The sequence below is a fragment of the Pseudomonas yamanorum genome, from assembly GCF_013386765.1.
Lineage (GTDB): Bacteria > Pseudomonadota > Gammaproteobacteria > Pseudomonadales > Pseudomonadaceae > Aquipseudomonas > Aquipseudomonas yamanorum_A.
The window spans coordinates 1-18,164 of sequence record NZ_JACARE010000029.1 but is presented as its reverse complement, the minus strand read 5'-3'; the positions used below and the strand labels follow the sequence as shown (position 1 = coordinate 18,164).

Annotated in this window: 18 protein-coding genes; 5 read left to right on the top strand and 13 right to left on the bottom strand. The window is 62.0% G+C overall.

The window, feature by feature from the left end; all coding sequences use genetic code 11:
- Positions 1 to 77: 77 nt before the first annotated feature.
- Genes HX875_RS22680 through HX875_RS22670 form a run of 3 tightly spaced genes read right to left on the bottom strand, consistent with a single transcriptional unit; the run spans position 78 to position 3,229 of the window.
- A complete protein-coding gene (locus HX875_RS22680; RefSeq protein WP_177045896.1) occupies positions 78 to 1,196 on the bottom strand; it encodes an acetoin dehydrogenase dihydrolipoyllysine-residue acetyltransferase subunit in 1,119 nt (372 codons plus the stop codon).
- Positions 1,193 to 2,212, bottom strand: coding sequence for an alpha-ketoacid dehydrogenase subunit beta (locus tag HX875_RS22675; RefSeq protein ID WP_177045894.1), 1,020 nt, complete (start codon positions 2,210 to 2,212; stop codon positions 1,193 to 1,195). The genes HX875_RS22680 and HX875_RS22675 overlap by 4 nt, the downstream gene beginning before the upstream one ends.
- A 39-nt stretch (positions 2,213 to 2,251) precedes the next feature.
- On the bottom strand, positions 2,252 to 3,229 hold the full coding sequence (locus HX875_RS22670) for a thiamine pyrophosphate-dependent dehydrogenase E1 component subunit alpha (protein ID WP_177045892.1): 978 nt from the start codon (positions 3,227 to 3,229) through the stop codon (positions 2,252 to 2,254).
- A 310-nt stretch (positions 3,230 to 3,539) separates the two neighbouring features.
- Here HX875_RS22670 and HX875_RS22665 point away from each other — a divergent pair, with 310 nt between their 5' ends.
- Complete coding sequence (locus HX875_RS22665) at positions 3,540 to 5,405, top strand: sigma-54-dependent Fis family transcriptional regulator (protein WP_177045891.1); 1,866 nt, start codon at positions 3,540 to 3,542, stop codon at positions 5,403 to 5,405.
- 111 nt (positions 5,406 to 5,516) lie between these two features.
- Here HX875_RS22665 and HX875_RS22660 read toward each other — a convergent pair whose 3' ends face one another.
- Positions 5,517 to 6,296, bottom strand: a complete 780-nt coding sequence (locus tag HX875_RS22660) for an acetoin reductase (protein WP_177045889.1) — start codon at positions 6,294 to 6,296, stop codon at positions 5,517 to 5,519.
- Positions 6,297 to 6,486: 190 nt separating this feature from the next.
- On the opposite strand from HX875_RS22660, the gene HX875_RS22655 reads away from it, so the two are divergent.
- On the top strand, positions 6,487 to 8,631 hold the full coding sequence (locus HX875_RS22655) for a TonB-dependent siderophore receptor (RefSeq protein ID WP_177045879.1): 2,145 nt from the start codon (positions 6,487 to 6,489) through the stop codon (positions 8,629 to 8,631).
- Between the two features lie 127 nt (positions 8,632 to 8,758).
- Here the strand turns inward: HX875_RS22655 and HX875_RS22650 are convergent, their stop codons facing one another.
- Together HX875_RS22650 and HX875_RS22645 are read right to left on the bottom strand one after the other, a co-directional pair.
- Positions 8,759 to 9,196, bottom strand: a complete 438-nt coding sequence (locus tag HX875_RS22650) for a carboxymuconolactone decarboxylase family protein (RefSeq protein WP_177045877.1) — start codon at positions 9,194 to 9,196, stop codon at positions 8,759 to 8,761.
- A 111-nt stretch (positions 9,197 to 9,307) separates the two neighbouring features.
- On the bottom strand, positions 9,308 to 10,345 hold the full coding sequence (locus HX875_RS22645) for an AraC family transcriptional regulator (RefSeq protein ID WP_177045875.1): 1,038 nt from the start codon (positions 10,343 to 10,345) through the stop codon (positions 9,308 to 9,310).
- Positions 10,346 to 10,548: 203 nt separating this feature from the next.
- On the opposite strand from HX875_RS22645, the gene HX875_RS22640 reads away from it, so the two are divergent.
- Positions 10,549 to 11,490: a SphA family protein gene (locus HX875_RS22640; protein WP_177045873.1), complete on the top strand. Its 942-nt coding sequence runs from the start codon at positions 10,549 to 10,551 to the stop codon at positions 11,488 to 11,490.
- Between the two features lie 116 nt (positions 11,491 to 11,606).
- Here HX875_RS22640 and HX875_RS22635 read toward each other — a convergent pair whose 3' ends face one another.
- The 5 genes from HX875_RS22635 to HX875_RS22615 all read right to left on the bottom strand — a co-directional run bounded on the left by HX875_RS22635 (position 11,607) and on the right by HX875_RS22615 (position 16,499).
- Positions 11,607 to 12,815 (bottom strand): DSD1 family PLP-dependent enzyme, encoded by a 1,209-nt coding sequence (locus HX875_RS22635; protein WP_177045930.1) that lies wholly within the window; start codon positions 12,813 to 12,815, stop codon positions 11,607 to 11,609.
- Positions 12,816 to 12,874: 59 nt separating this feature from the next.
- On the bottom strand, positions 12,875 to 14,209 hold the full coding sequence (locus HX875_RS22630; RefSeq protein WP_371321495.1) for a D-arabinono-1,4-lactone oxidase: 1,335 nt from the start codon (positions 14,207 to 14,209) through the stop codon (positions 12,875 to 12,877).
- 71 nt (positions 14,210 to 14,280) lie between these two features.
- The gene (locus HX875_RS22625) at positions 14,281 to 14,649 is read right to left on the bottom strand and encodes a c-type cytochrome (RefSeq protein ID WP_177045871.1); all 369 of its coding nucleotides are present in this window, start codon (positions 14,647 to 14,649) and stop codon (positions 14,281 to 14,283) included.
- A gap of 142 nt (positions 14,650 to 14,791) precedes the next feature.
- A complete protein-coding gene (locus HX875_RS22620; RefSeq protein ID WP_177045869.1) occupies positions 14,792 to 15,544 on the bottom strand; it encodes an outer membrane beta-barrel protein in 753 nt (250 codons plus the stop codon).
- Between the two features lie 124 nt (positions 15,545 to 15,668).
- Complete coding sequence (locus tag HX875_RS22615) at positions 15,669 to 16,499, bottom strand: arylamine N-acetyltransferase family protein (RefSeq protein WP_177045867.1); 831 nt, start codon at positions 16,497 to 16,499, stop codon at positions 15,669 to 15,671.
- A 158-nt stretch (positions 16,500 to 16,657) separates the two neighbouring features.
- Between HX875_RS22615 and HX875_RS22610 the strand changes: the two genes are divergently transcribed.
- Positions 16,658 to 16,903: a DUF6555 family protein gene (locus HX875_RS22610; RefSeq protein WP_177045865.1), complete on the top strand. Its 246-nt coding sequence runs from the start codon at positions 16,658 to 16,660 to the stop codon at positions 16,901 to 16,903.
- Between the two features lie 34 nt (positions 16,904 to 16,937).
- On the opposite strand, the gene HX875_RS22605 is transcribed toward HX875_RS22610, so the two are convergent.
- Positions 16,938 to 17,132, bottom strand: a complete 195-nt coding sequence (locus HX875_RS22605) for a DUF6021 family protein (RefSeq protein ID WP_177045864.1) — start codon at positions 17,130 to 17,132, stop codon at positions 16,938 to 16,940.
- Between the two features lie 24 nt (positions 17,133 to 17,156).
- Entirely contained in the window at positions 17,157 to 17,330 is a 174-nt protein-coding gene (locus HX875_RS22600) for a hypothetical protein (RefSeq protein WP_177045863.1), read from the bottom strand.
- A gap of 152 nt (positions 17,331 to 17,482) precedes the next feature.
- Here HX875_RS22600 and HX875_RS22595 point away from each other — a divergent pair, with 152 nt between their 5' ends.
- The gene (locus HX875_RS22595; protein ID WP_177045861.1) at positions 17,483 to 18,004 is read left to right on the top strand and encodes a DUF3087 family protein; all 522 of its coding nucleotides are present in this window, start codon (positions 17,483 to 17,485) and stop codon (positions 18,002 to 18,004) included.
- The last annotated feature ends 160 nt before the right edge of the window (positions 18,005 to 18,164 follow it).

Below are 18,164 nucleotides of genomic sequence, written 5' to 3'. Positions count from 1 at the left end.
GAGCTGGCTTGCCAGCGATGGCATCAGCTCGGTGTATCTGAAAATCCGAGTTGCCTGCATCGCTGGCAAGCCAGCTCCTACAGTTGATCTCCATCAGGCTGGGGTTTGAGGAATGTCAGCATCAGTTCATTCACCCGCTCCGCCGCCTCCAACTGCACCATATGCCCCTGCCCCGGCAGTATCTCCACCTGGGCCTCCAGCCCCTGGGCATGGCTCGCCGGGATGATTGCATCCTCACTGCCCCAGATCACCAGGCTCGGTTGCTGCCCCACCACACTGCGCAGATCCACCAACTGCCGACCACCGCTGAACAACGCCCCGGTGAGCTGCCGCAAGGCTTGGTCTACGCCCTCCAGTCGCTTGAATTTGAGCATGTCCTCCAGCATCTGCCGGGTCACCAGCGCGGGGTCGCTGAACAGTTGAACCAGTTGTGGCTTGAGGGCATTGCGATTGCTCGCGTCGATAAAACCTTGCAGGTAATCAGCGTTGATTTCCGTACCCAGGCCGGCACTGGCGATCAAGGTCAAGGAAGCCACACGTTGCGGTGCCATGCGGGCCATGTTCAGCGAAACCAACCCACCCATGGAATGCCCGGCGAGGTGCACGCGGTCAATCTTCAGGTGATCCAGCAGCGCCAATACCGCCTGGCTCAATTCATCCAGTTCGCCGGTTTGCAGGGACTTGCCCGACTCGCCATGCCCCGGCAGGTCCAGGGCAATCACTCGCCGTTCAGCCGCAAGCACCGGGTGATTGAACAGCCAGTTGTTCAGGTCGCCGCCAAAACCATGCACCAGTACCAGCGGCGTGCCGCCCTCCCCGAGGTCCAGATAGCGCAGCAGGCGCCCGCCCACTTCGACCTTCTGTGCAGATGGCCCGCTGGCTTCAGCTTCGGCCGCACTGGAAACGAACCCGGCCTGGAACGCCTCGATCACCGCATCAATCTCGGCCTCGCTGGCCTCGCCCTCTACGACGATCGCCAGCAAGGCCCCCACTGGCAAGGTCTCGTCACTCAGCGCCAACACCCGCCGTAGCACCCCGCTGAACGGCGCTTCGACGCTGCTGGAAATCTTGTCGGTTTCCACGTCCAGTACTTCTTCGCCCTTCTCCACCCGATCGCCCGGCTGCTTGAGCCAGACATCAACCCGGCCCTCGGTCATCGACAGCCCCCACTTGGGCATGGTCAGTGTATGGATCATGCGGCATTCCTCTTGTCGGCGATCTTCAGCACGGCCGCTTCGATCTTCGCCGCGTTGGGGATGTACAGGTCTTCCAGGGCATCGGAGAACGGCACCGGCGTGTGGGGCGCGGTGACCATTTCGATTGGCGCCCGCAGGAAGCTGAACCCCCGTTGCGCCACCAGCGCACTGATGTCCGTGGCGATGGAGCAGCGCGGGTTGGACTCGTCGATCACCACCAGGCGCCCGGTTTTCTCCACGCTTTCGAGGATGCTGTCTTCGTCCAGCGGGCTGGTGGTGCGCAGGTCCAGCACTTCGCAGTCGATGCCTTGGCGGGCCAGGTTGGCCGCGGCCTCCAGGGCGATGTGGACCATGCGCCCGTAGGTCACCAGGGTCACGTCGTTGCCTTCACGCACATAGTTGGCTTCGCCGAAAGGCACGGTGTACAGCTCTTCCGGTACTTCGCCCTGGAGGCTGTAGAGCATTTTGTGTTCGAGGAAAATCACCGGGTCGTTGTCGCGGATCGCCTGGATCAGCATGCCCTTGGCGTCATAAGGCGTGGCCGGGCACACCACCTTGAGCCCGGGAATATGGGTCCACAGCGAGGTGAGCATCTGCGAATGCTGGGCCGCGGCGCGCAGGCCGGCACCGTACATGGCACGCACTACCAGCGGCGTGGTGGTCTTGCCGCCGAACATGTAGCGAAACTTCGCCGCCTGGTTCAGCAACTGGTCGAGGCAGCAGCCGATAAAGTCGACGAACATCAATTCGCACACCGGGCGCATGCCCCGGGTAGCCGCGCCGACCGCCATGCCCACATAACCCACCTCGGAGAGTGGCGCGTCGAGCACGCGGTCGGGGAATTCCGGGTACAGGCCCTTGGTCACGCCGAGCACGCCGCCCCACGCGTCCTGCTCACCGGGGGAACCGGTGCCGCCGGACACGTCCTGGCCAATGATGAACACGCTCTGGTCGCGGCGCATTTCCTGGGCCAGGGCTTCGTTGATTGCCTGCTGGTAGCTGATTTTTCTAGCCATGATGACTTCTCCACGGATTGTTTTTGTAGTGGGTGGTGGTTAGCGATAGGCAACGTAGACGTCGCTGAGCAGGTCAGCGGCCTGGGGTTTGGGGTCGGACTTGGCCAGGCGCACGGCGTCTTCGATCAGTTGTGCGACTTCGCTGTCGATGCGCTCGAACTGCGCCGCGTCGAGCCAGCCTTCGGCGGTGCAGCGCTGGCGAAACAGGCTCAGGCAGTCGCCGGTTTCCCGCAGGTTTTTCACTTCGTCCGGGCCGCGATAGGTTTGCGCATCGCCTTCGAAGTGGCCGTAGAAACGGCTCAGTTTGACTTCAACCAGCGTCGGGCCTTTGCCGCTGCGGGCGCGCTCCACCGCGACGCCGAGGGCTTGGTGCACGGCGAAGAAGTCGTTGCCGTCGACGATCACGCCCGGCATGCCAAAACCCACGGCGCGCTCGGCAATGTCCTTGCAGGCCACCGACCAGCCGGACCCGGTGGCTTCGGCATAGCCATTGTTCTCGGCCACGAACAGGCATGGCAGGTTCATGATCGAGGCCAGGTTCATCGCTTCAAACACCGCGCCTTCGTTGGAGCCGCCGTCACCAAAAAACGCGACCGCCACACCCGCGCTGCCCTTGAGCTTGGCCGCCAGGGCCGCGCCGGCAGCCAACGGTGCACCGGCGCCGACAATGCCGTTGGCGCCGAGCATGCCCTTCTCCTGGTCGGCGATGTGCATGGAGCCGCCCTTGCCGCCGCACACCCCGGTCTTCTTGCCGTAGATCTCGGCCATCATGCCGAATACATCCACGCCCTTGGCGATGCAATGGCCGTGGCCACGGTGGTTGGAGGCGATGCAGTCTTCATCGTTGAGGTGGGCCATGACCCCGGCGGCGCTGGCTTCCTGGCCGGCATACAAATGCACGAAACCGGGGATCTCGCCGGTGGCGAATTCCACGTGCAGGCGTTCTTCGAAATCACGGATGGTGCGCATCACGGTGTAGGCATGGAGCAGTTGATCGGTGGACAGGTGAGTGGACATCTTGTTGTTCTCCAGGTTGTCTCGACACACAAAAGGCTGGATCAGGCCAGCTGCAAGGCACTCAGCACGGCCTGTGCCAATCTGTCGAAAAACCCGGGAAAACCTTGATCCAGAGCAGCTGGTCGCGGTCGCAGGCATGCCACTGTGACCCGTTCAATGAGACGCGCCGTTGCACCTTGCCCGCGGCATCTCGGCCGCGATGAGACGCTGCGTCTCACCCCCGGCAGTTGGTCAGGCCGCCCTTGTTCCTGCCGCCCCTTGGGCGCTTAATGGCCGGCATAACAACAAAGATCGAGAACCGGAGGCTTCCATGCTCGCCGTGAACTCCAAGGACCATGTCGACTGTGTCAGCCGCGTGGTTCGCAATGCCGACCGCCTGCCCCAGGCTCCGGTGCCGTCGCTGATTTTCGATTCCTGGCGCCGCTCCATGGAGCAGCACCACCTCGACCCCGGTTCCCTGCAAGGACCGCGCATCCTCACCAGCACCTTGCTCAAGGAATGCCGCGAACGCGCCGAGCTGTTCATGCGCATCGCCAGCGAGGAAGTCGGGCAGATTCACAACCGGGTGCGCCACGCCGACTACTGCGTGATGCTCACCGACGCCCAGGGCCAGACCATCGACCATCGCGTGGACGCCGGCATTCGTAACGACTGCCGCAAGGCCGGCCTGTACCTCGGCACCTGCTGGTCGGAAGCCGAGGAAGGCACGTGCGGCGTGGCCACGGTGCTGACCAGCAAGGCGGCGGTGACGGTGCACAAGCGCGACCACTTTCGCGCGGCGTTTATCGGCCTGACCTGCTCTGCCGCACCGATTTTCGATCCCCAGGGCAACCTGCTGGGCGTGATGGATGCCTCCGCCCTCAAATCGCCGGATGACCGGCGCAGCCAGCACCTGGTGCGGCAAATGGTGGCGCAGAGCGCGCGGGCCATCGAGAACGCGTTTTTCATGCACAGCGCCCGGCAGCATTGGGTGTTGCAGGCCCACAGCACGCCCGGTTACGTCGACAGCCAGCCGGACATGCTGCTGGCGTGGGACCAGGACGGGCGGCTGCAAGCCTTGAACAGCAAAGCGCGCCAGGCGCTGCGATTGCGCTTCGGGCAGTTGCCGGAGCATATCGGCGAAGTGTTTGACCTGGACGCACTGCGCGCCGTGACCGATCAATCCACGCAACAGCTGCACTGGCTCGGCGAGCCGGGCGCGTTGCAGGTGCGGGTCAGCGCGCCACGGCGCAAGGCTGCACGCGCGACGCTGTCTTCGAGTCATCAGATAGACCCGCGAGTCGAAGAACATTTGCGCCTGGCCGTGCGCGTCAAGGACCGCAACCTGCCGGTGCTGGTACAAGGCGAGACCGGCGCCGGCAAGGAAGTCTTCGCCCGCCAGCTGCATGAACACAGTGCCCGCCGCGACGGCCCCTTTGTAGCGGTGAACTGCGCGGCGATCCCGGAAAACCTGATTGAGAGTGAACTGTTCGGCTACGTGGCCGGGGCGTTTACCGGTGCCTCCAGCAAGGGCATGACCGGGCTGCTGTTGCAGGCCGATGGCGGCACGTTGTTTCTCGACGAGATCGGCGACATGCCCCTGGCCTTGCAGACGCGCCTGCTGCGGGTAATGGCCGAAGGTGAAGTGGCGCCGCTGGGCGCGGCAAAAACCCGCGCGGTGGATATCCAGGTGATCTGCGCCAGCCATCGGGATCTGGCGGCGCTGGTGAGTGCCGGGCAGTTTCGTGAGGACCTGTATTTTCGCCTGGGCTGTGCGCGGTTCTGCGTGCCGCCGTTGCGGGAGCGTACGGACAAGCTGGCGTTGATCAACCGGCTGCAGGAGCAGGAGGCGCGGCACAGCGGCGTTGCCGTGGGGATCGCGGCGGCGGCGCTGGAGGTGCTGCTGGGTTACGCCTGGCCGGGGAATGTGCGGCAGCTGCGGCATGTGTTGGCGTACGCCAGCGCAGTGTGCGACGGCGGCACGATTCAACTGGCGGATTTGCCGGTGGAGGTTCGTGGGGAGGCGGTTGCGGTTGAAGAGCAGGAAAGCGTCAGCCCGGAACGGCAGGTGGTGCTGGATGCATTGATTCGGCATCGGTGGAAGCCGTTGGCGGCGGCGCAGGCGCTGGGGATTTCCAGGGCGACGTTGTATCGGCGGGTTAACCAGCTGGGGATCGACATGCCCGGTAAGCACTGACCCAACACCTTCAAATGTAGGAGCTGGCTTGCCTGCGATTGCCGTGTTTCAGTCAATACATCTGGCGACTGTTGCACCGCTATCGCAGGCAAGCCAGCTCCCACATTTGGCTCAGCGGTACAGGATCCCGCCATCAATCAACGGCGATTGCCCGGTCATGTAATCCGAATCCGGCCCCGCCAGGTACGACACCAGCCCCGCCACGTCCTCCGGCGTTTCCGCCCGGCCCAAGGCAATCCCGTCCACATACTTCTTGTACGTCGCACCCACCTCGGCACCGGTAATCTCGGCCATGCGCTTGTCGATCTCGACCCACATGTCCGTGCCCACCACGCCCGGGCAATAGGCATTCACGGTAATCCCGTCACTGGCCAATTCCCTGGCCGCCGCCTGGGTCAGCGCACGCACGGCAAACTTGGTGGCTGAATACACCCCCAGCAGCGCGAAACCTTCATGGCCGGCAATCGAACAGGCATTGATGATCTTGCCCTTCTGCTTCAGCACCTTGAATTTCTTGCCCGCGGCCTGGATTCCCCAGAGTGTGCCCTGCACGTTGATGCGCAGCGTGCGGTCGACCTGCTCCGGGGTCACGTCCAGCAGCGCATCAATCTGCGCCACACCGGCGTTGTTGATGATGATGTCGAAGCCGCCCAGGGTCTGGTGGGCATGCTCGACCGCCGCAACCACTTGCTCCAGCTGCGAGACATCGGCAACAAACACCGAAGCCTTGCGCCCCAGGGCAACGACTTCGGCCGCCACGGTTTCAATCTTGGCGCTGTTGATGTCCACCAGCGCGATGTCAGCGCCGTCCCGCGCCAGGCGCAGGGCGATGGCGCGGCCGATGCCTTGGCCCGCTCCGGTCACCAGCGCAACTTTTCCAGCGATACTCATGACGATCTCCTTCAACGGTGAGAGAAGCCTTGTCTATCGCAGCTGCCAGCCACCGCTGTCGAGCAGCAGGCGGATTGATGTGGGGGCTGAGACGGGATGTCTCAACGCGAACCCTTCTCGAAAACTTGTAAAACGCCGCCGTTATGCCTAGCTTATGCGCCCTCCGCTCTGCGCTCTCAGGCCTTCCCCCATGGTTTTGCGTCTTCGTCCCGCTGTTCCTTCACGTTTCGCCCTCGGCTTGCTGCTCAGCGCAGGCATTGGCAGCAGCCAGGCGGCTGACATTGAACTGCCGGAGGTGAAGGTCCAGGGCCAGGATGAGTCCGGCTACAACACCGACACCGCCTCGGTGGGCGGTTTCAACGAGGCGCCGTTGCTCGACACGCCGGCCTCGATCGCGGTGTTCAACGAATCGCTGATCAAGGACCAGCAAGCGCGCCTGCTCAGCGAAGTGCTGCGCAATGACGCCTCGGTGGGCGACAGCTACGCGCCCATCGGCTACTACGAAAACTTCGTGGTGCGCGGTTTCTCGCTGAATGCCGCCAGCAGCTACAAGATCAATGGCCGCACCATCACCGGCGAGCAGAACGTTGCCCTGGAAAACAAGCAGCGCGTGGAGTTGCTCAAGGGGTTGTCGGGCCTGCAAAGCGGGATTGCCGAGCCCAGCGGCGTGATCAACTACGTGACCAAGCGCCCGGAGGATGTGCGTTCGGTGACGGTGTCCACCGATGATCGCGGCAGCGGCTACCTGGCCACCGACGTCGGCGGCTGGTTCGGCAGCGAGCAGCAGTTCGGCCTGCGGGCCAACGTGGCCCATGAAGACCTCAATTCCTATGTCGAACATGCCAATGGCCACCGGGATTTCCTGTCCCTGGCGTTCGACTGGAACATCAGCCCCGATGCGGTGTTGCAACTGGATGCGGAGTATCAGAACAAGCAACAGCGCTCGGTGCCGGGCTATCAGTTGCTGGGCGGGACCGAGCTGCCGCACAACGCGTCGCCCAAGAAACTGCTGGGGCATCAGAGCGGCGCGAACCAGGTGGGGATTGATTCGCTGAACCTCAACGGCAAGTTTGAATATCGCTTCAGTGACCAGTGGAAAGGCAGCGTGAGTGCGGCGCACAGCAAGGTGGTGATTGATGATTACAGTTCGTTTGCCTGGGGTGGCGATACTGCCGGCAACGAGAACTACTTCAGCCCCGAAGGCGACTACGGAATCTATGACTTCCGCAGCCCGGATGACACCCGCCGCGATGATGAAATCCAGGCGGCGATGACCGGGTTGTTCAATACCGCAGGGCTTGGGCATGAGCTGACGTTTGGCACGAGCGCGTTTCGCCGGGTGATCGACAAGCGCGAGTCGATCAACGAGTGGATCGGCACTGGCAACATCAATCAGGAGCCTGAGAATTTTCCGCGCTACGCCGGTGCGTTGAACGACAGCCACCGCAACCTCGACAGCCGCCAGTACGGCCTGTTCGTCACTGACCGCATCAGCTTCAACGAACAATGGCAAACCATCGTGGGCGGTCGCGAAGTGCGTCTGGACGAAAAGGCCTTCGATGCTCAAGGCAACGAGTCGCGCCACACCCAGCAGTATGTATTCCTGCCCCAGGCGGCGCTGATCTACAAGCCGATCGAAAACCTGTCGCTCTACACCAGCTACAGCAAAGGCTTGTCCCTGGGTGGGCAAGCCCCCTGGTTTGCGCTGAACAGCGACGAGACCCTCGCCCCAACCGTCTCCCGCCAGATCGAAGCCGGTGTGAAATACGACTGGCACCGCATCAGCTTTGCCGCGGCGATCTTCCAGACTCGCCAGGCCTATCAATACGCCAAGCCCGACGATGCGGGGACGTTCACCTACGTACAACAGGGCGAACAGAAAAACACCGGCCTGGAATTATCCGCCAACGGCTGGGCCACCGAGCGCCTGCAGATCGCCACCAGCGTCGCGGCGATTCGCGCACGGGTGACGGGCAGCGGTACACCCGAATACGAAGGCCATCAAGCGATCAACGTGCCGAGACTGCGAGCCAGCCTGTACGCCGATTACGCCCTGCCCTGGGTCGACGGCGTGGCGCTGCTGGGCGGCGTGCAGTACAGCGCCAGCAAGTACGCCAATCGCACCGGTGATGTGGAAGTGGGCGACTACGCCATCGTCAATGTCGGCAGCCGCTACACCACCAGGCTCGATGGCTATGAAACGGTGTTTCGCCTGAGCGTCGACAACCTGTTCGACAAGCGTTACTGGCGCGATACCGGCGAATACCTGGGGGATGACTACTTGTTCCAGGGCGCGCCGCTGACGGCGCGCTTGAGTGCAACGGTCAATTTCTGAAGCGGCTTGTAGGAGCCGGGCTTGCCCGCGATGCAGGCAGCGCGGTCTGCCTGTTACACCGCAGCGATCCCATCGCAGCCTCGCTGGGGCTCGACAGCTCCCACACTGGATCTGCTTCGTTTGTTGATTACTTGGGCATCTTGCGAAAGCCTACCGCCAGGCGGTTCCAGCTGTTGATGGTGGCAATCGCCACGCTCAGGTCGACTTGTTCTTGCGGGCTGAAGTGGGCAGCCAGTTCGGTGAAGTCTTCATCCGGTGCGTGAGTCTGGCTGAGCAGGGTCAGGCTTTCGGCCCAGGCCAGCGCGGCGCGTTCGCGGGGTGTGAAGAACGGCGTTTCACGCCAGGCCGACACGGTGTACAGGCGGCGCTCGGTTTCGCCACCCTTGCGGGCATCGGCGGTGTGCATGTCGAGGCAGAAGGCGCAGCCGTTGATCTGCGATACGCGCAGGCGAATCAGCTCCAGCAGCGGCAGTTCGATGGACAGTTTGCCGACGGCGCCCTCCAGGGCGAGCATGGCTTTCATGGCGTCCGGGGAGGCGGTGTAGAAGTCGGTACGGGTTTGCATGGTGATACTCCAGAGCAGTGGGGATTGGTGCCTAGAGTAGTGAGACGGGTGCATTGGACAAATAGCCAATCCGGGGAAAGATCAGGTAGCCAATGGGACCACGCCCGACGATCACCCCGGCCCTCCTGCTTCACCGCGAAATGCACTGGGGCTCAGCCCGGTCCAGCGCTTGAATGCCCGCCGAAAACTGCGCACATCGCTGTAGCCGACTTCCTCGGTAATACGCTCGATGGACAACCCCGGGTTGCTCAGCAACCCCATGGTTCGCGCCCGCCGCACCTGCTCCAGCAAGCCTTCGAATGTCAGCCCGTGCTCGGTCAGCCGGCGCCGCAAGGTGCGCCCGCTCATGTTCAAGTCACTGGCGACCTTTTCCAGCTGGCTGCCTTGCAAATCCCGGGAAATCGCGCGCTCCACCGCCTGGATCAAATCCATTTTCTGGTGCAACTGGGCGCTTTCCAGTTCCAGCAGTTCCAGGGCCTGGCGCAAGGCCAGGGCGTGGTGATTGGGCAGGCGCAGATCCAGCCAGTGGCTGGCCAGGACCATGCGGTTATGCAGGCAGCCAAAGCGCACATCCGCACCAAACAGCTGGTGATAGTCGGCGACGTAGGTGGGCGCGGCGTGGATAAATTCGACCCGCAGCGGCATGAAGCCCTCGCCCACCAAGGCCCGGCCATACACCATCAGGCTGGCGAAGAATTCCTCGGCGGCAAACACCTGGACGTCGGCATACGGCAGCAGGCACTCGATATCGACAAAAACTTCCTGGGGGCCTTCATGGGTACGCGAGGTGGCGATACCGCCGGAGGTGTGCTGATGTCGTTCGCCAATGGCAAAGGCATCGCGCAACGTCTTGCACAGTGAGATCACATGCCCGAGCAGGCCCAGGGTGCCGAGTACATTCTGATGGCCCACCCACAGGCCCAGCCCCTGGTCGGGCAACACCTTGAGGGCACGCTGGATCATCGCAACCGCCTGGCGATAGGAAATTCGCTGGGCCGGGTCGTCCAGGTCAGCCAGGGTGAACCCCAGGCCACGGCACAGGTGCTCGGCACTCGCGCCTTTTTGCGCGACCACTTGTCCGAGGGTTTGCAGCAGAAATGGCGAGACCAGGGCCAAGTCATAGTGCGGATCAACGGCTTTCCTTTGCATGGATCTTCGATTCCCGACTGAGTGCTTCAGTTCTTGTTTTGGAAACATCCTGACAATCATAGGCGCTTGCAAGAACTGCTGCACTCTGGATGAAAGCTGTCCGCCAAAGTCCCCCTATGTGGCCGCCAATACCCTGCCCTGCTGGCCGCTCAGGGCTTATTTCTATAGGTAGCGTCGTCCTAACAATAATAATGAGCCCCGCCATGAACCCGACCCGTGCGTTTTACCCCGTGCAACTCGCCCTGTTGACCCTCATCAGCCTGCCGGCCCTGGCCACCGAAGGCGGCGTGGACAATATCGGCCCCGGCACCGACGGCTTCTACATCCTGCCGCTGGACGTCAACAACCTGCCCGACCACATGTTCGCCTTCAACATTTACTACAACCACTACGAAGCCAAAAAGCTCGATATCAGTTCCCTGGGCGGCAAGGTGCCGGATGTGAAGATCAAATCCGACGCGATCATCCCGCGCCTGGATTACCTGAGCCCGCTGCGGGTATTCGGCGGGCGCCTGGGGGGTTACATCGCCCAGCCGTACCTCAAGCAACAGGTGTCGCTGTTCGGCATGTCCGACACCCGCGAGAGCATGGGCGACACCACGCTGGCGCCGATCATTCTCTGGGACCTGGGCAAGAACCTCACCGTGGGCACCGCCCTGGAAATCACCCTGCCCACCGGCGAGTACGACGCCTCGCGCCTGGCCAATACCAGCAACAATTTCTACACCTACAAGCCGCTGGTGTCGGCGACCTGGATGCCCAACGAGCGCACCGAGCTGTCGATCAAGACCACCTACAGCTTCAACAAGGAAAACCCCGATACCCATTACCGTTCAGGGCAGATTTTCCACTTCGATTATTCCGCCAGCTACAAGGTCACGGACAACCTCAGCCTTGGGATTAATGGCTACTACCTCAAGCAGACCACCGACGATAAGCAGTACGGGCATACGGTGGTGAACATCTATGGCGAAGACGTGGACGATGGGGTCAAGGGCCAGGTGTTTGCGATCGGTCCGGCGGTGTATTTCACCTTCCTCAAGTATGCGAGTGCGGAAGTGCGCTGGGCCAAGGAGTTTGATGTGCAGAACCGGCCGGAAGGCGACATGTTGTGGGCGAAGCTGACGATTCCGTTTGCCTTGTAAATACAGTTAAAAATGTGGGAGCTGGCTTGCCTGCGATACAGGCAACTCGGTTTTTCAGTGATACCGAGGTGATGCCATCGCAGGCAAGCCAGCTCCCACATTTTGATCGGGTTTCTTCAGGTGTAGACCGGCCAGGTATCGACAATTTTCCCGCCGCGCACTGCCAGCAAATCGCCGAACTGCAACAGCACAAACTCGCTCTGGGTCGGGCGTAAGAACACCTGGTCCTCCACGTTCAGCCCCACCCTGGGCGAGCCGTTGACCATCTCCTGATTGGAGCTGCGGCCGTACAGGTCATTGCTCTGCAACCCCTTGGGCGATTCAAACTCCGCCATCCAGTTACCCCCATAGATAAAGAACGTGGCGCGCTGGTTTGCATCCCACCACGAGAACAACCGCGACTTGCCATCCAGCGCCGGAATATCCACCGGCCCGGTGCTCTTCAACACGGGCGTGGCGATATAGGCCGCCGGCACGTGCTCGCTTAACGACGGCAAGTCATAGTGCGTGGGCTTGAGCAACGCCGTGCCCACCGACACCTCGCTGCTGAGTTTTTCCTGCTCATGAATGCGATAACTCGGGCTGCCTGCCGTGTTCAACGTCAGCCCGTCACGCCACAGCGGCGCAAAGTGCTGGCGGGTGTAATCCACATGGCCGTTGTAGCGCTGCATGACCTTGTCAAACAGGTCCTGGGGCGAACCCAGAATGCCCGGCACTCCCATGCCCACAAACGGGTCGTACCCCATGAAGCCGCTGAATTCCAGCTGCTGCGGATGCGCGCTGATCAGCGTCAGCATCTGCCCCAGCACCGCGTTGTCGCGGATGCCGCCGCGATGCAGGCCTACATCCAGCTCGATATTGACCCGCAGTTTCGTGCCCAGCCCCTGGGCCAGCACCAGGTATTGCTGCAGCCGCTCGGGGGTATCCAGCAGCCATTGCAGCTGTCGGGACGGGTCGAACGGGCCTTTGTGGGTCTGATAAAACAGCTCGGCCGAACGCACCGGCAACGGCTTGCCCAGCAGGATATCGGCGTCGGGAAAGACCTGGGCATCGTGGTTCAGAAACGGCTGGTGAAACGACATCAAGCGCTGGGTGCCGGCTCGCTTGGCGATATAGGCCAGCAGCCCCGGCGACGGCAGGGATTTCTCCACCAGCCGCAGGTGTTTGCCGCCTCGCTGTACCGACTGCATCACCACGTCGATATTGTGGTCCAGCTTGTCCAGGTCGATCAGCATCACCGGGCGCATCGGCCCGTGGGCCTTGAGCTCCTGGTTGAGGCTGCGGAAGTACTCGGTGTACGGACTGCCCCGGTCGCCCGGTCTCAGTAAGATGGCAGCGCCTGCCAGCAACACACCGGTGCCAAGCATGAAATGTCTGCGGTTCATCAGGCCACTCCCAGGATCGATGACAGGTGCGCATTGAGGAATTTGCCGCTGGGGTCCAGTTCGCGGCGCACCCGGGTGAATTCCTCCCAGCGTGGATACAACGGCTGCAAGGTGCGGGCATTGAGGGTGTGCAGCTTGCCCCAGTGCGGCCGGCCGGCGTATTTCCAGAAGATCGGTTCCACGGCGGCGAAGAAGTTGTGGTGGTCCATGGTGTAGTGCTGGTGCACGGAGATCGAACAGCTGTCGCGGCCCTCGAACATGCTCAGCGGAATGTCGTCGGCCTTGACGTAGCGGTACTCGATGGGAAACCAGGTGCGCAGGTCCTTGTCGTTGATCAGCTTGAGGATCTCCCGCAGGCAGGCCGGGCCGTGTTCGGCGGGCACCGAATATTCCATCTCGTTGAAGCGCACGTTGCGCACGTTGGCGTACACCTGGAACGACTCGGCCACGCGGTCATCGAAGCTCGCAAAAAACCGCAGGCTGTTGAGCAAGGTGCGTCGGGCGTCGGGGAAATCGCTGCCGTACTTGTCGAGCTTTTCGATGATCGACACAAACTCGTTGCCGCCCGCCTCCGCCGGGTCAATGGGCGGGGTTTCGGGGTCGGTGGTTTCATTCAGGGCGATGGACAGCGCGTAGTCGGAATGGGTGACCACAAGCATTTCCCAGTGCTGGTTTTCCCGGGTGTTTTTCGCTACGTCTTCCAGCAGTTCTTCGGTCTTGGCGATCCATTGGCGCTCCCGCAGGCGGTACGGCGCGCGGTTTTGCAGACGCACCCGGGTGGCCACGCCGAGGGCACCGAGGGACACGCGGGCGGCGCTGAACACTTCCGGGTGGCGGCTGGCGTCGCAGTCCAGCACCTCCCCCTGGGCCGTCACCAATTGCAGGCCGGTGACGCAGCCGGAGTAAGAGGTGAAGCCCACGCCAGTGCCATGGGTTGAGGTGGAGATCGCCCCGGCCAGGGTCTGGTAGTCGATATCCGCCATGTTCGGCAGCGCCTGGCCCACGTCTTTCAGTGCCTGGCCCATGCGCGACATCGGCGTGCCGGCGGCGAAGGTGGCCTGCAAGGTGTGCGGATCGTGATCCAGCAGGCCGTTGAAGTAACTCAGGGACAGCAGCGTGCCGTCGGTGGGCACCAACGCGCTGAACGAATGGCCCGAGCCCACCGGCCGCACCTTGCCCGGTGCCTGGCCGATCACCTGCACCAACTCATCAAGGTTCTTCGGCGCCAGCCGGGCCAGGGGCAGACAAGTTTGCGCCCCCGACCAGTTGCGCCAGGGAATCAACCGCGGTGCCCGGGCCAGTTGGGCCAGCACCGGGCTGCTGGTCAATGCCATGAACGCGCCGGCTACCGCGCCGCGCTGCAATAATTCTCGCCGTGAAAGCCCCATCGCCTACCCCGTTATTCTTATTGGATGTGTTGACCCGACATAAAGCTGATCAGCCCCAGGAATTGCTCTTCGGAGCACTGCACGCACATCCCCATGGGGGGCATGCCGTTGTAGCCGTTGATGGTGTGGTCCAGCAGGGTGTCCGGGCCCTGGGCGATTCGCGGGCTCCAAGCGTTGGTATCACCGGTCAGCGGCGCGCCGGAAGCCGGGTTGGCATGGCACAGCTTGCAACTGGTGTCGTAGACCTGGGCCAGGGCTGCGTCGCCGGGCATGGCATTGGCCGCCGTGGCGCGTTCGGGGGGATGTTTCGGTGTGTCGTCACAGGCTGTCAGCAGGCAGGTCACGGCCAGCAGCAGACTGAGGCGACGGGGGTTGATTGCCCGCATAGCCACCCTCTCTCTTATTGTGTGAAAGCGTGATCCACACTAAGGCAGCCAGGGCGCGGCGTTGAGGGTATTGGGGGACAGAAAGGGGGGCTTGGGCGGACAGTAAAAGGTGGGGGTTGGCCCCCCACCCCTGCAACAGGTCTTAGAACGCGATACCGACCTTGAACCCATACTCGTCACGCTTGAGCTTGGTGTTGTCGGCCACGTACGAGTCGCCGTCGAGCTTGTACTCGGTGCGGGTGTAGTACAGGCCCGCCATCACCGGCAGGTCGCCTTTCTGGTTCATCAGCAGGCTGACTTCGGCGTAGGGGTTGGTGCGGTCCTTGAGGTCCACGGTGTCGCTGCCGATGCCGTCGACCTTGAGCTTGGCACGGCCGTCGATGGTGTGGCGCGCACCCAGTTCAACGCGCATGGTCATGTCATCGAACTGGTGGTTGTAACCCAGGGCCGCCTTGGCGAACGGCGATTTGTTGGTGAGCTTCATGTCGTAGTCGCCCGAATCCGGCTCGTAGCGGGTCCAGCTGTAGCCGCCACCCACCAGCACGTCGACGAAGTTGCGCGCATCCAGCGCGGCACGCCAGCCGAGGTCGAGGTCGGCCTGGCCTTCCTTGAGCTTGTTGTCGCTCTTTTCGCCGTACTTGGCTTCGATACCGGCCTGGTAGATAAAGCCCGATTCAGCCGTCAGCTTGTTGCCGAAGTTATAGAACAGGCCGGCTTCAGGCATGTGGTCCTTGTCGCTTTCGCTACCGCCTTCGAGTTTGAAGTCGTTGTAGCTGCCGAGGATCCCGAAGGTGGAAATCGGATCGGTCGGCGCTGCGGCGAACACCACACCAGGTGCCGCGATCAGGGCCAGGACCGAGGAATTCTTGAGGATCTTTCCGAATAGTTTGGACATCGTTTTACGTCTCCATTACAGGTGGCAAATTATTCAGGAAACGGTTCGAACCCTCGTTTTGGCGAAAGGTTCGAATTAATTTGCACCTTTTTTTGAGGTAAAACGGTTCAGCGAAGGCTCTATATCAGGCCTCTTGCTCGGGAGCCAATAAACGACCAAGAATGGGCCGCAACTGTGGATGCTCCGGCAAGCGGATGCCGAAGCTGGCTTGCAGCAGCGCCAGCAACTCATCCACGTCCTTGATGGCGCGCTTTTCGCTGGCGCGGTCCAGGTAGTGGATCGCGTACTGGCCGTTGTTCAGCGTGCGGCGAAATCCCGGGCCGATCAGGGCGACTTTCAGTTGGCCAAGGAACGGCGAATCAGGATGGGTGGAGACGTACCAGTTACCGATTTCGTAGTCGAAGCGTGACTGCACCTGCAGGTCGAACACATACAAGCCACGCCACTCCCCCGCCACCTGTGCCCACAAGGTATAGCTGCCCTCATTCAGGCTCAGGCGATAGGGTTCATGGGCGGTGGCCTGGGTGGCGTCGGTGTCCAGTTGCAGCGGGCTGGTGGGCACCATTCCACCAAAGCCCACATCGCTGATGTAACGCACGCCGTCCAGGGTCACCAGGCTCAGGCGATGGGTGCGCGCCGTGAGTGCATCGGGCGGCCCGCCCATCACCACGCGGCCGGTGATGCCCCGCGCGTCGAAGCCCAACTCCTGCAACAACGCCAGGAACATCTGGTTCAGCTCGTAGCAATAACCGCCACGCCCGTCGAACAGGACTTTCTGCTCGACGCTCGGCAAGTCGATGGGCACCGGGGCATGCAGCAGGGTCGACAGGCTTTCAAACGCGAAGGTGCTGACGTGGCGCAGTTGCAGATCCTGCAGGGTTTGCAGGGTGGGCGGTGGCGGCGCGTCGTAGCCCAAACGTTGCAGGTACAAACGGCTGTGGGTCAGCTCTGGCATGACGCAATCCTGGCGTGGGTGGCAAAGACATCACTAATACCCCGAAGGCCGTTGTTTGCCAATTACGATTTGAATCAAACGCAAGCGCTGTAATGCACAAACTTTCTGAACCTTTCTGAACGGATTTATATCCATTCACTACAAGACAGGGAGGCATCATGAGTACCGCGACGATCTACACCATCCACTACTTGCTACACGGCGAACCGAAAACCTTTGTGGTGCGTGCCGAAGTCATGAACAACGCCGAAGCGTGGCATTGGGCGGCCGTTGACGCCGACATTGCCCACGTGGGGCGCATTGGCCGGCAGGGCCATGAGCGGGTTAAAAAGACCACTCGGCCCTGGGCGGAGAAATTTGGCATCACCGAGGTGACATGGACAGCCCCGAAACGGCTTGGCTGAGGAACAAAAGCCCCGCACGATGGCGGGGCTCACTTCACTTTTTCAGATCCCCCAGGGGATCGTAGGCCGGCTTCTTGCCGGTTTTTTCTGGCTTGTCCAACGGGGCAATGGCAGGGCCCACCGGGTCGACCTGTGGGTCGGCGACGTCCGGGGAATCGGGGTCGAAACCCAATTCGTCCTTGCCGCTGGAATGCTCCGATGAATGCGGGCCATCTGGATGCTTACTCATGACTACCTCCCTGGCGCGCCGGGCTTATAGCGGGCGGGCCTTGTCGTGCAGGTTTTCCAGGTCTTCCTCGACCTGTTCTTCGTCGTTTTCCCGGTCGGCAGGGTCGTTGGGGCGCAGGGCGTCGTTGTCGCGCTCCTCTTCGCCGGGGGTGCGGTCGGGGTTGGGTGTGCCGGGCGGCTGTTGCTGGTACCGGGTCATGGTTCACCTCGCTTGGGGTCGGTTGCCTACGAGATTTAGAGAAATCACGGTGGGGCATCGTTCAACCGGATTACCGTCACTCCGACGGGCGAACCATGAGAAGATGCCGGCCGGCGTTATACCCCTACTCAGCCCATGGAGACTGCACCCGGATGTTTGAGCTTAAACCGTGCGACCCGATTGTTTTTCGCCAGCAGACGCGACGCAGCACGCTGATAGTCGCGGTGCTGTTCGTGGTGCTAGCGATGGGGCTGTCCAGCCTGGCGGTGATGGTGTTTGGTACGCCTGGGGGCGATAATTTTCGCTTTAATGTCGGCGGGGTGTTTGCCGGGGTGTTGATCACCTTGGCGCTGGTGCGGGGGCCGTTCTGGAGCCAGGCGTGGCTCGCGCCGGCGGTGTATGGGTGGCAGCTCAAGCGCAGTTTGATGAGTGTGACGAATGTGATGCACAAGGTGACTGACGGGGTGAAGGCGAATGATCCGGTGGCGATCAAGTTGCTGCGGTTTTATCACCTTGGGTTGATGCAGATGCACGAGTTGGACGCCAATTCGAGCTCGCAGGCGCAGTTGGTGCGGGAGGTTGATGAGCACCTGGAGAAGATGCGGGGGTTGGGGATTGAGCCAGACCAGACGCGGTTGGATCCGGGGTGGGTTGAGGCTGTGAAGGCTCGCTGATTGGGGGTATATCCGTTATTTGGGTTGTTGCTGATATGGGTTCCGCTCTTACAGCGGCTCACTTTTGAAAAGCGCAAAAGTAAGCAAAACGCTCTTGCCCCACCACTCGGCACCTCGCTTAGGCTCGGTGTGCCCGCACTCCGGTAGCACGAAGCGGGCC

Excerpts from the sequence above, each read along its gene's own strand:
- HX875_RS22675 (WP_177045894.1), bottom strand. The coding sequence starts at position 2,212 with ATGGCTAGAAAAATCAGCTACCAGCAGGCAATCAACGAAGCCCTGGCC.
- HX875_RS22610 (WP_177045865.1), top strand. The coding sequence starts at position 16,658 with ATGAGTACCGCGACGATCTACACCATCCACTACTTGCTACACGGCGAA.
- HX875_RS22595 (WP_177045861.1), top strand. The coding sequence starts at position 17,483 with ATGTTTGAGCTTAAACCGTGCGACCCGATTGTTTTTCGCCAGCAGACG.
- HX875_RS22665 (WP_177045891.1), top strand. The coding sequence starts at position 3,540 with ATGCTCGCCGTGAACTCCAAGGACCATGTCGACTGTGTCAGCCGCGTG.
- HX875_RS22680 (WP_177045896.1), bottom strand. The coding sequence starts at position 1,196 with ATGATCCATACACTGACCATGCCCAAGTGGGGGCTGTCGATGACCGAG.
- HX875_RS22650 (WP_177045877.1), bottom strand. The coding sequence starts at position 9,196 with ATGCAAACCCGTACCGACTTCTACACCGCCTCCCCGGACGCCATGAAA.
- HX875_RS22620 (WP_177045869.1), bottom strand. The coding sequence starts at position 15,544 with ATGTCCAAACTATTCGGAAAGATCCTCAAGAATTCCTCGGTCCTGGCC.
- HX875_RS22625 (WP_177045871.1), bottom strand. The coding sequence starts at position 14,649 with ATGCGGGCAATCAACCCCCGTCGCCTCAGTCTGCTGCTGGCCGTGACC.
- HX875_RS22605 (WP_177045864.1), bottom strand. The coding sequence starts at position 17,132 with ATGAGTAAGCATCCAGATGGCCCGCATTCATCGGAGCATTCCAGCGGC.
- HX875_RS22640 (WP_177045873.1), top strand. The coding sequence starts at position 10,549 with ATGAACCCGACCCGTGCGTTTTACCCCGTGCAACTCGCCCTGTTGACC.
- HX875_RS22645 (WP_177045875.1), bottom strand. The coding sequence starts at position 10,345 with ATGCAAAGGAAAGCCGTTGATCCGCACTATGACTTGGCCCTGGTCTCG.
- HX875_RS22600 (WP_177045863.1), bottom strand. The coding sequence starts at position 17,330 with ATGACCCGGTACCAGCAACAGCCGCCCGGCACACCCAACCCCGACCGC.
- HX875_RS22670 (WP_177045892.1), bottom strand. The coding sequence starts at position 3,229 with ATGTCCACTCACCTGTCCACCGATCAACTGCTCCATGCCTACACCGTG.
- HX875_RS22630 (WP_371321495.1), bottom strand. The coding sequence starts at position 14,209 with ATGGCATTGACCAGCAGCCCGGTGCTGGCCCAACTGGCCCGGGCACCG.
- HX875_RS22655 (WP_177045879.1), top strand. The coding sequence starts at position 6,487 with ATGGTTTTGCGTCTTCGTCCCGCTGTTCCTTCACGTTTCGCCCTCGGC.
- HX875_RS22660 (WP_177045889.1), bottom strand. The coding sequence starts at position 6,296 with ATGAGTATCGCTGGAAAAGTTGCGCTGGTGACCGGAGCGGGCCAAGGC.
- HX875_RS22615 (WP_177045867.1), bottom strand. The coding sequence starts at position 16,499 with ATGCCAGAGCTGACCCACAGCCGTTTGTACCTGCAACGTTTGGGCTAC.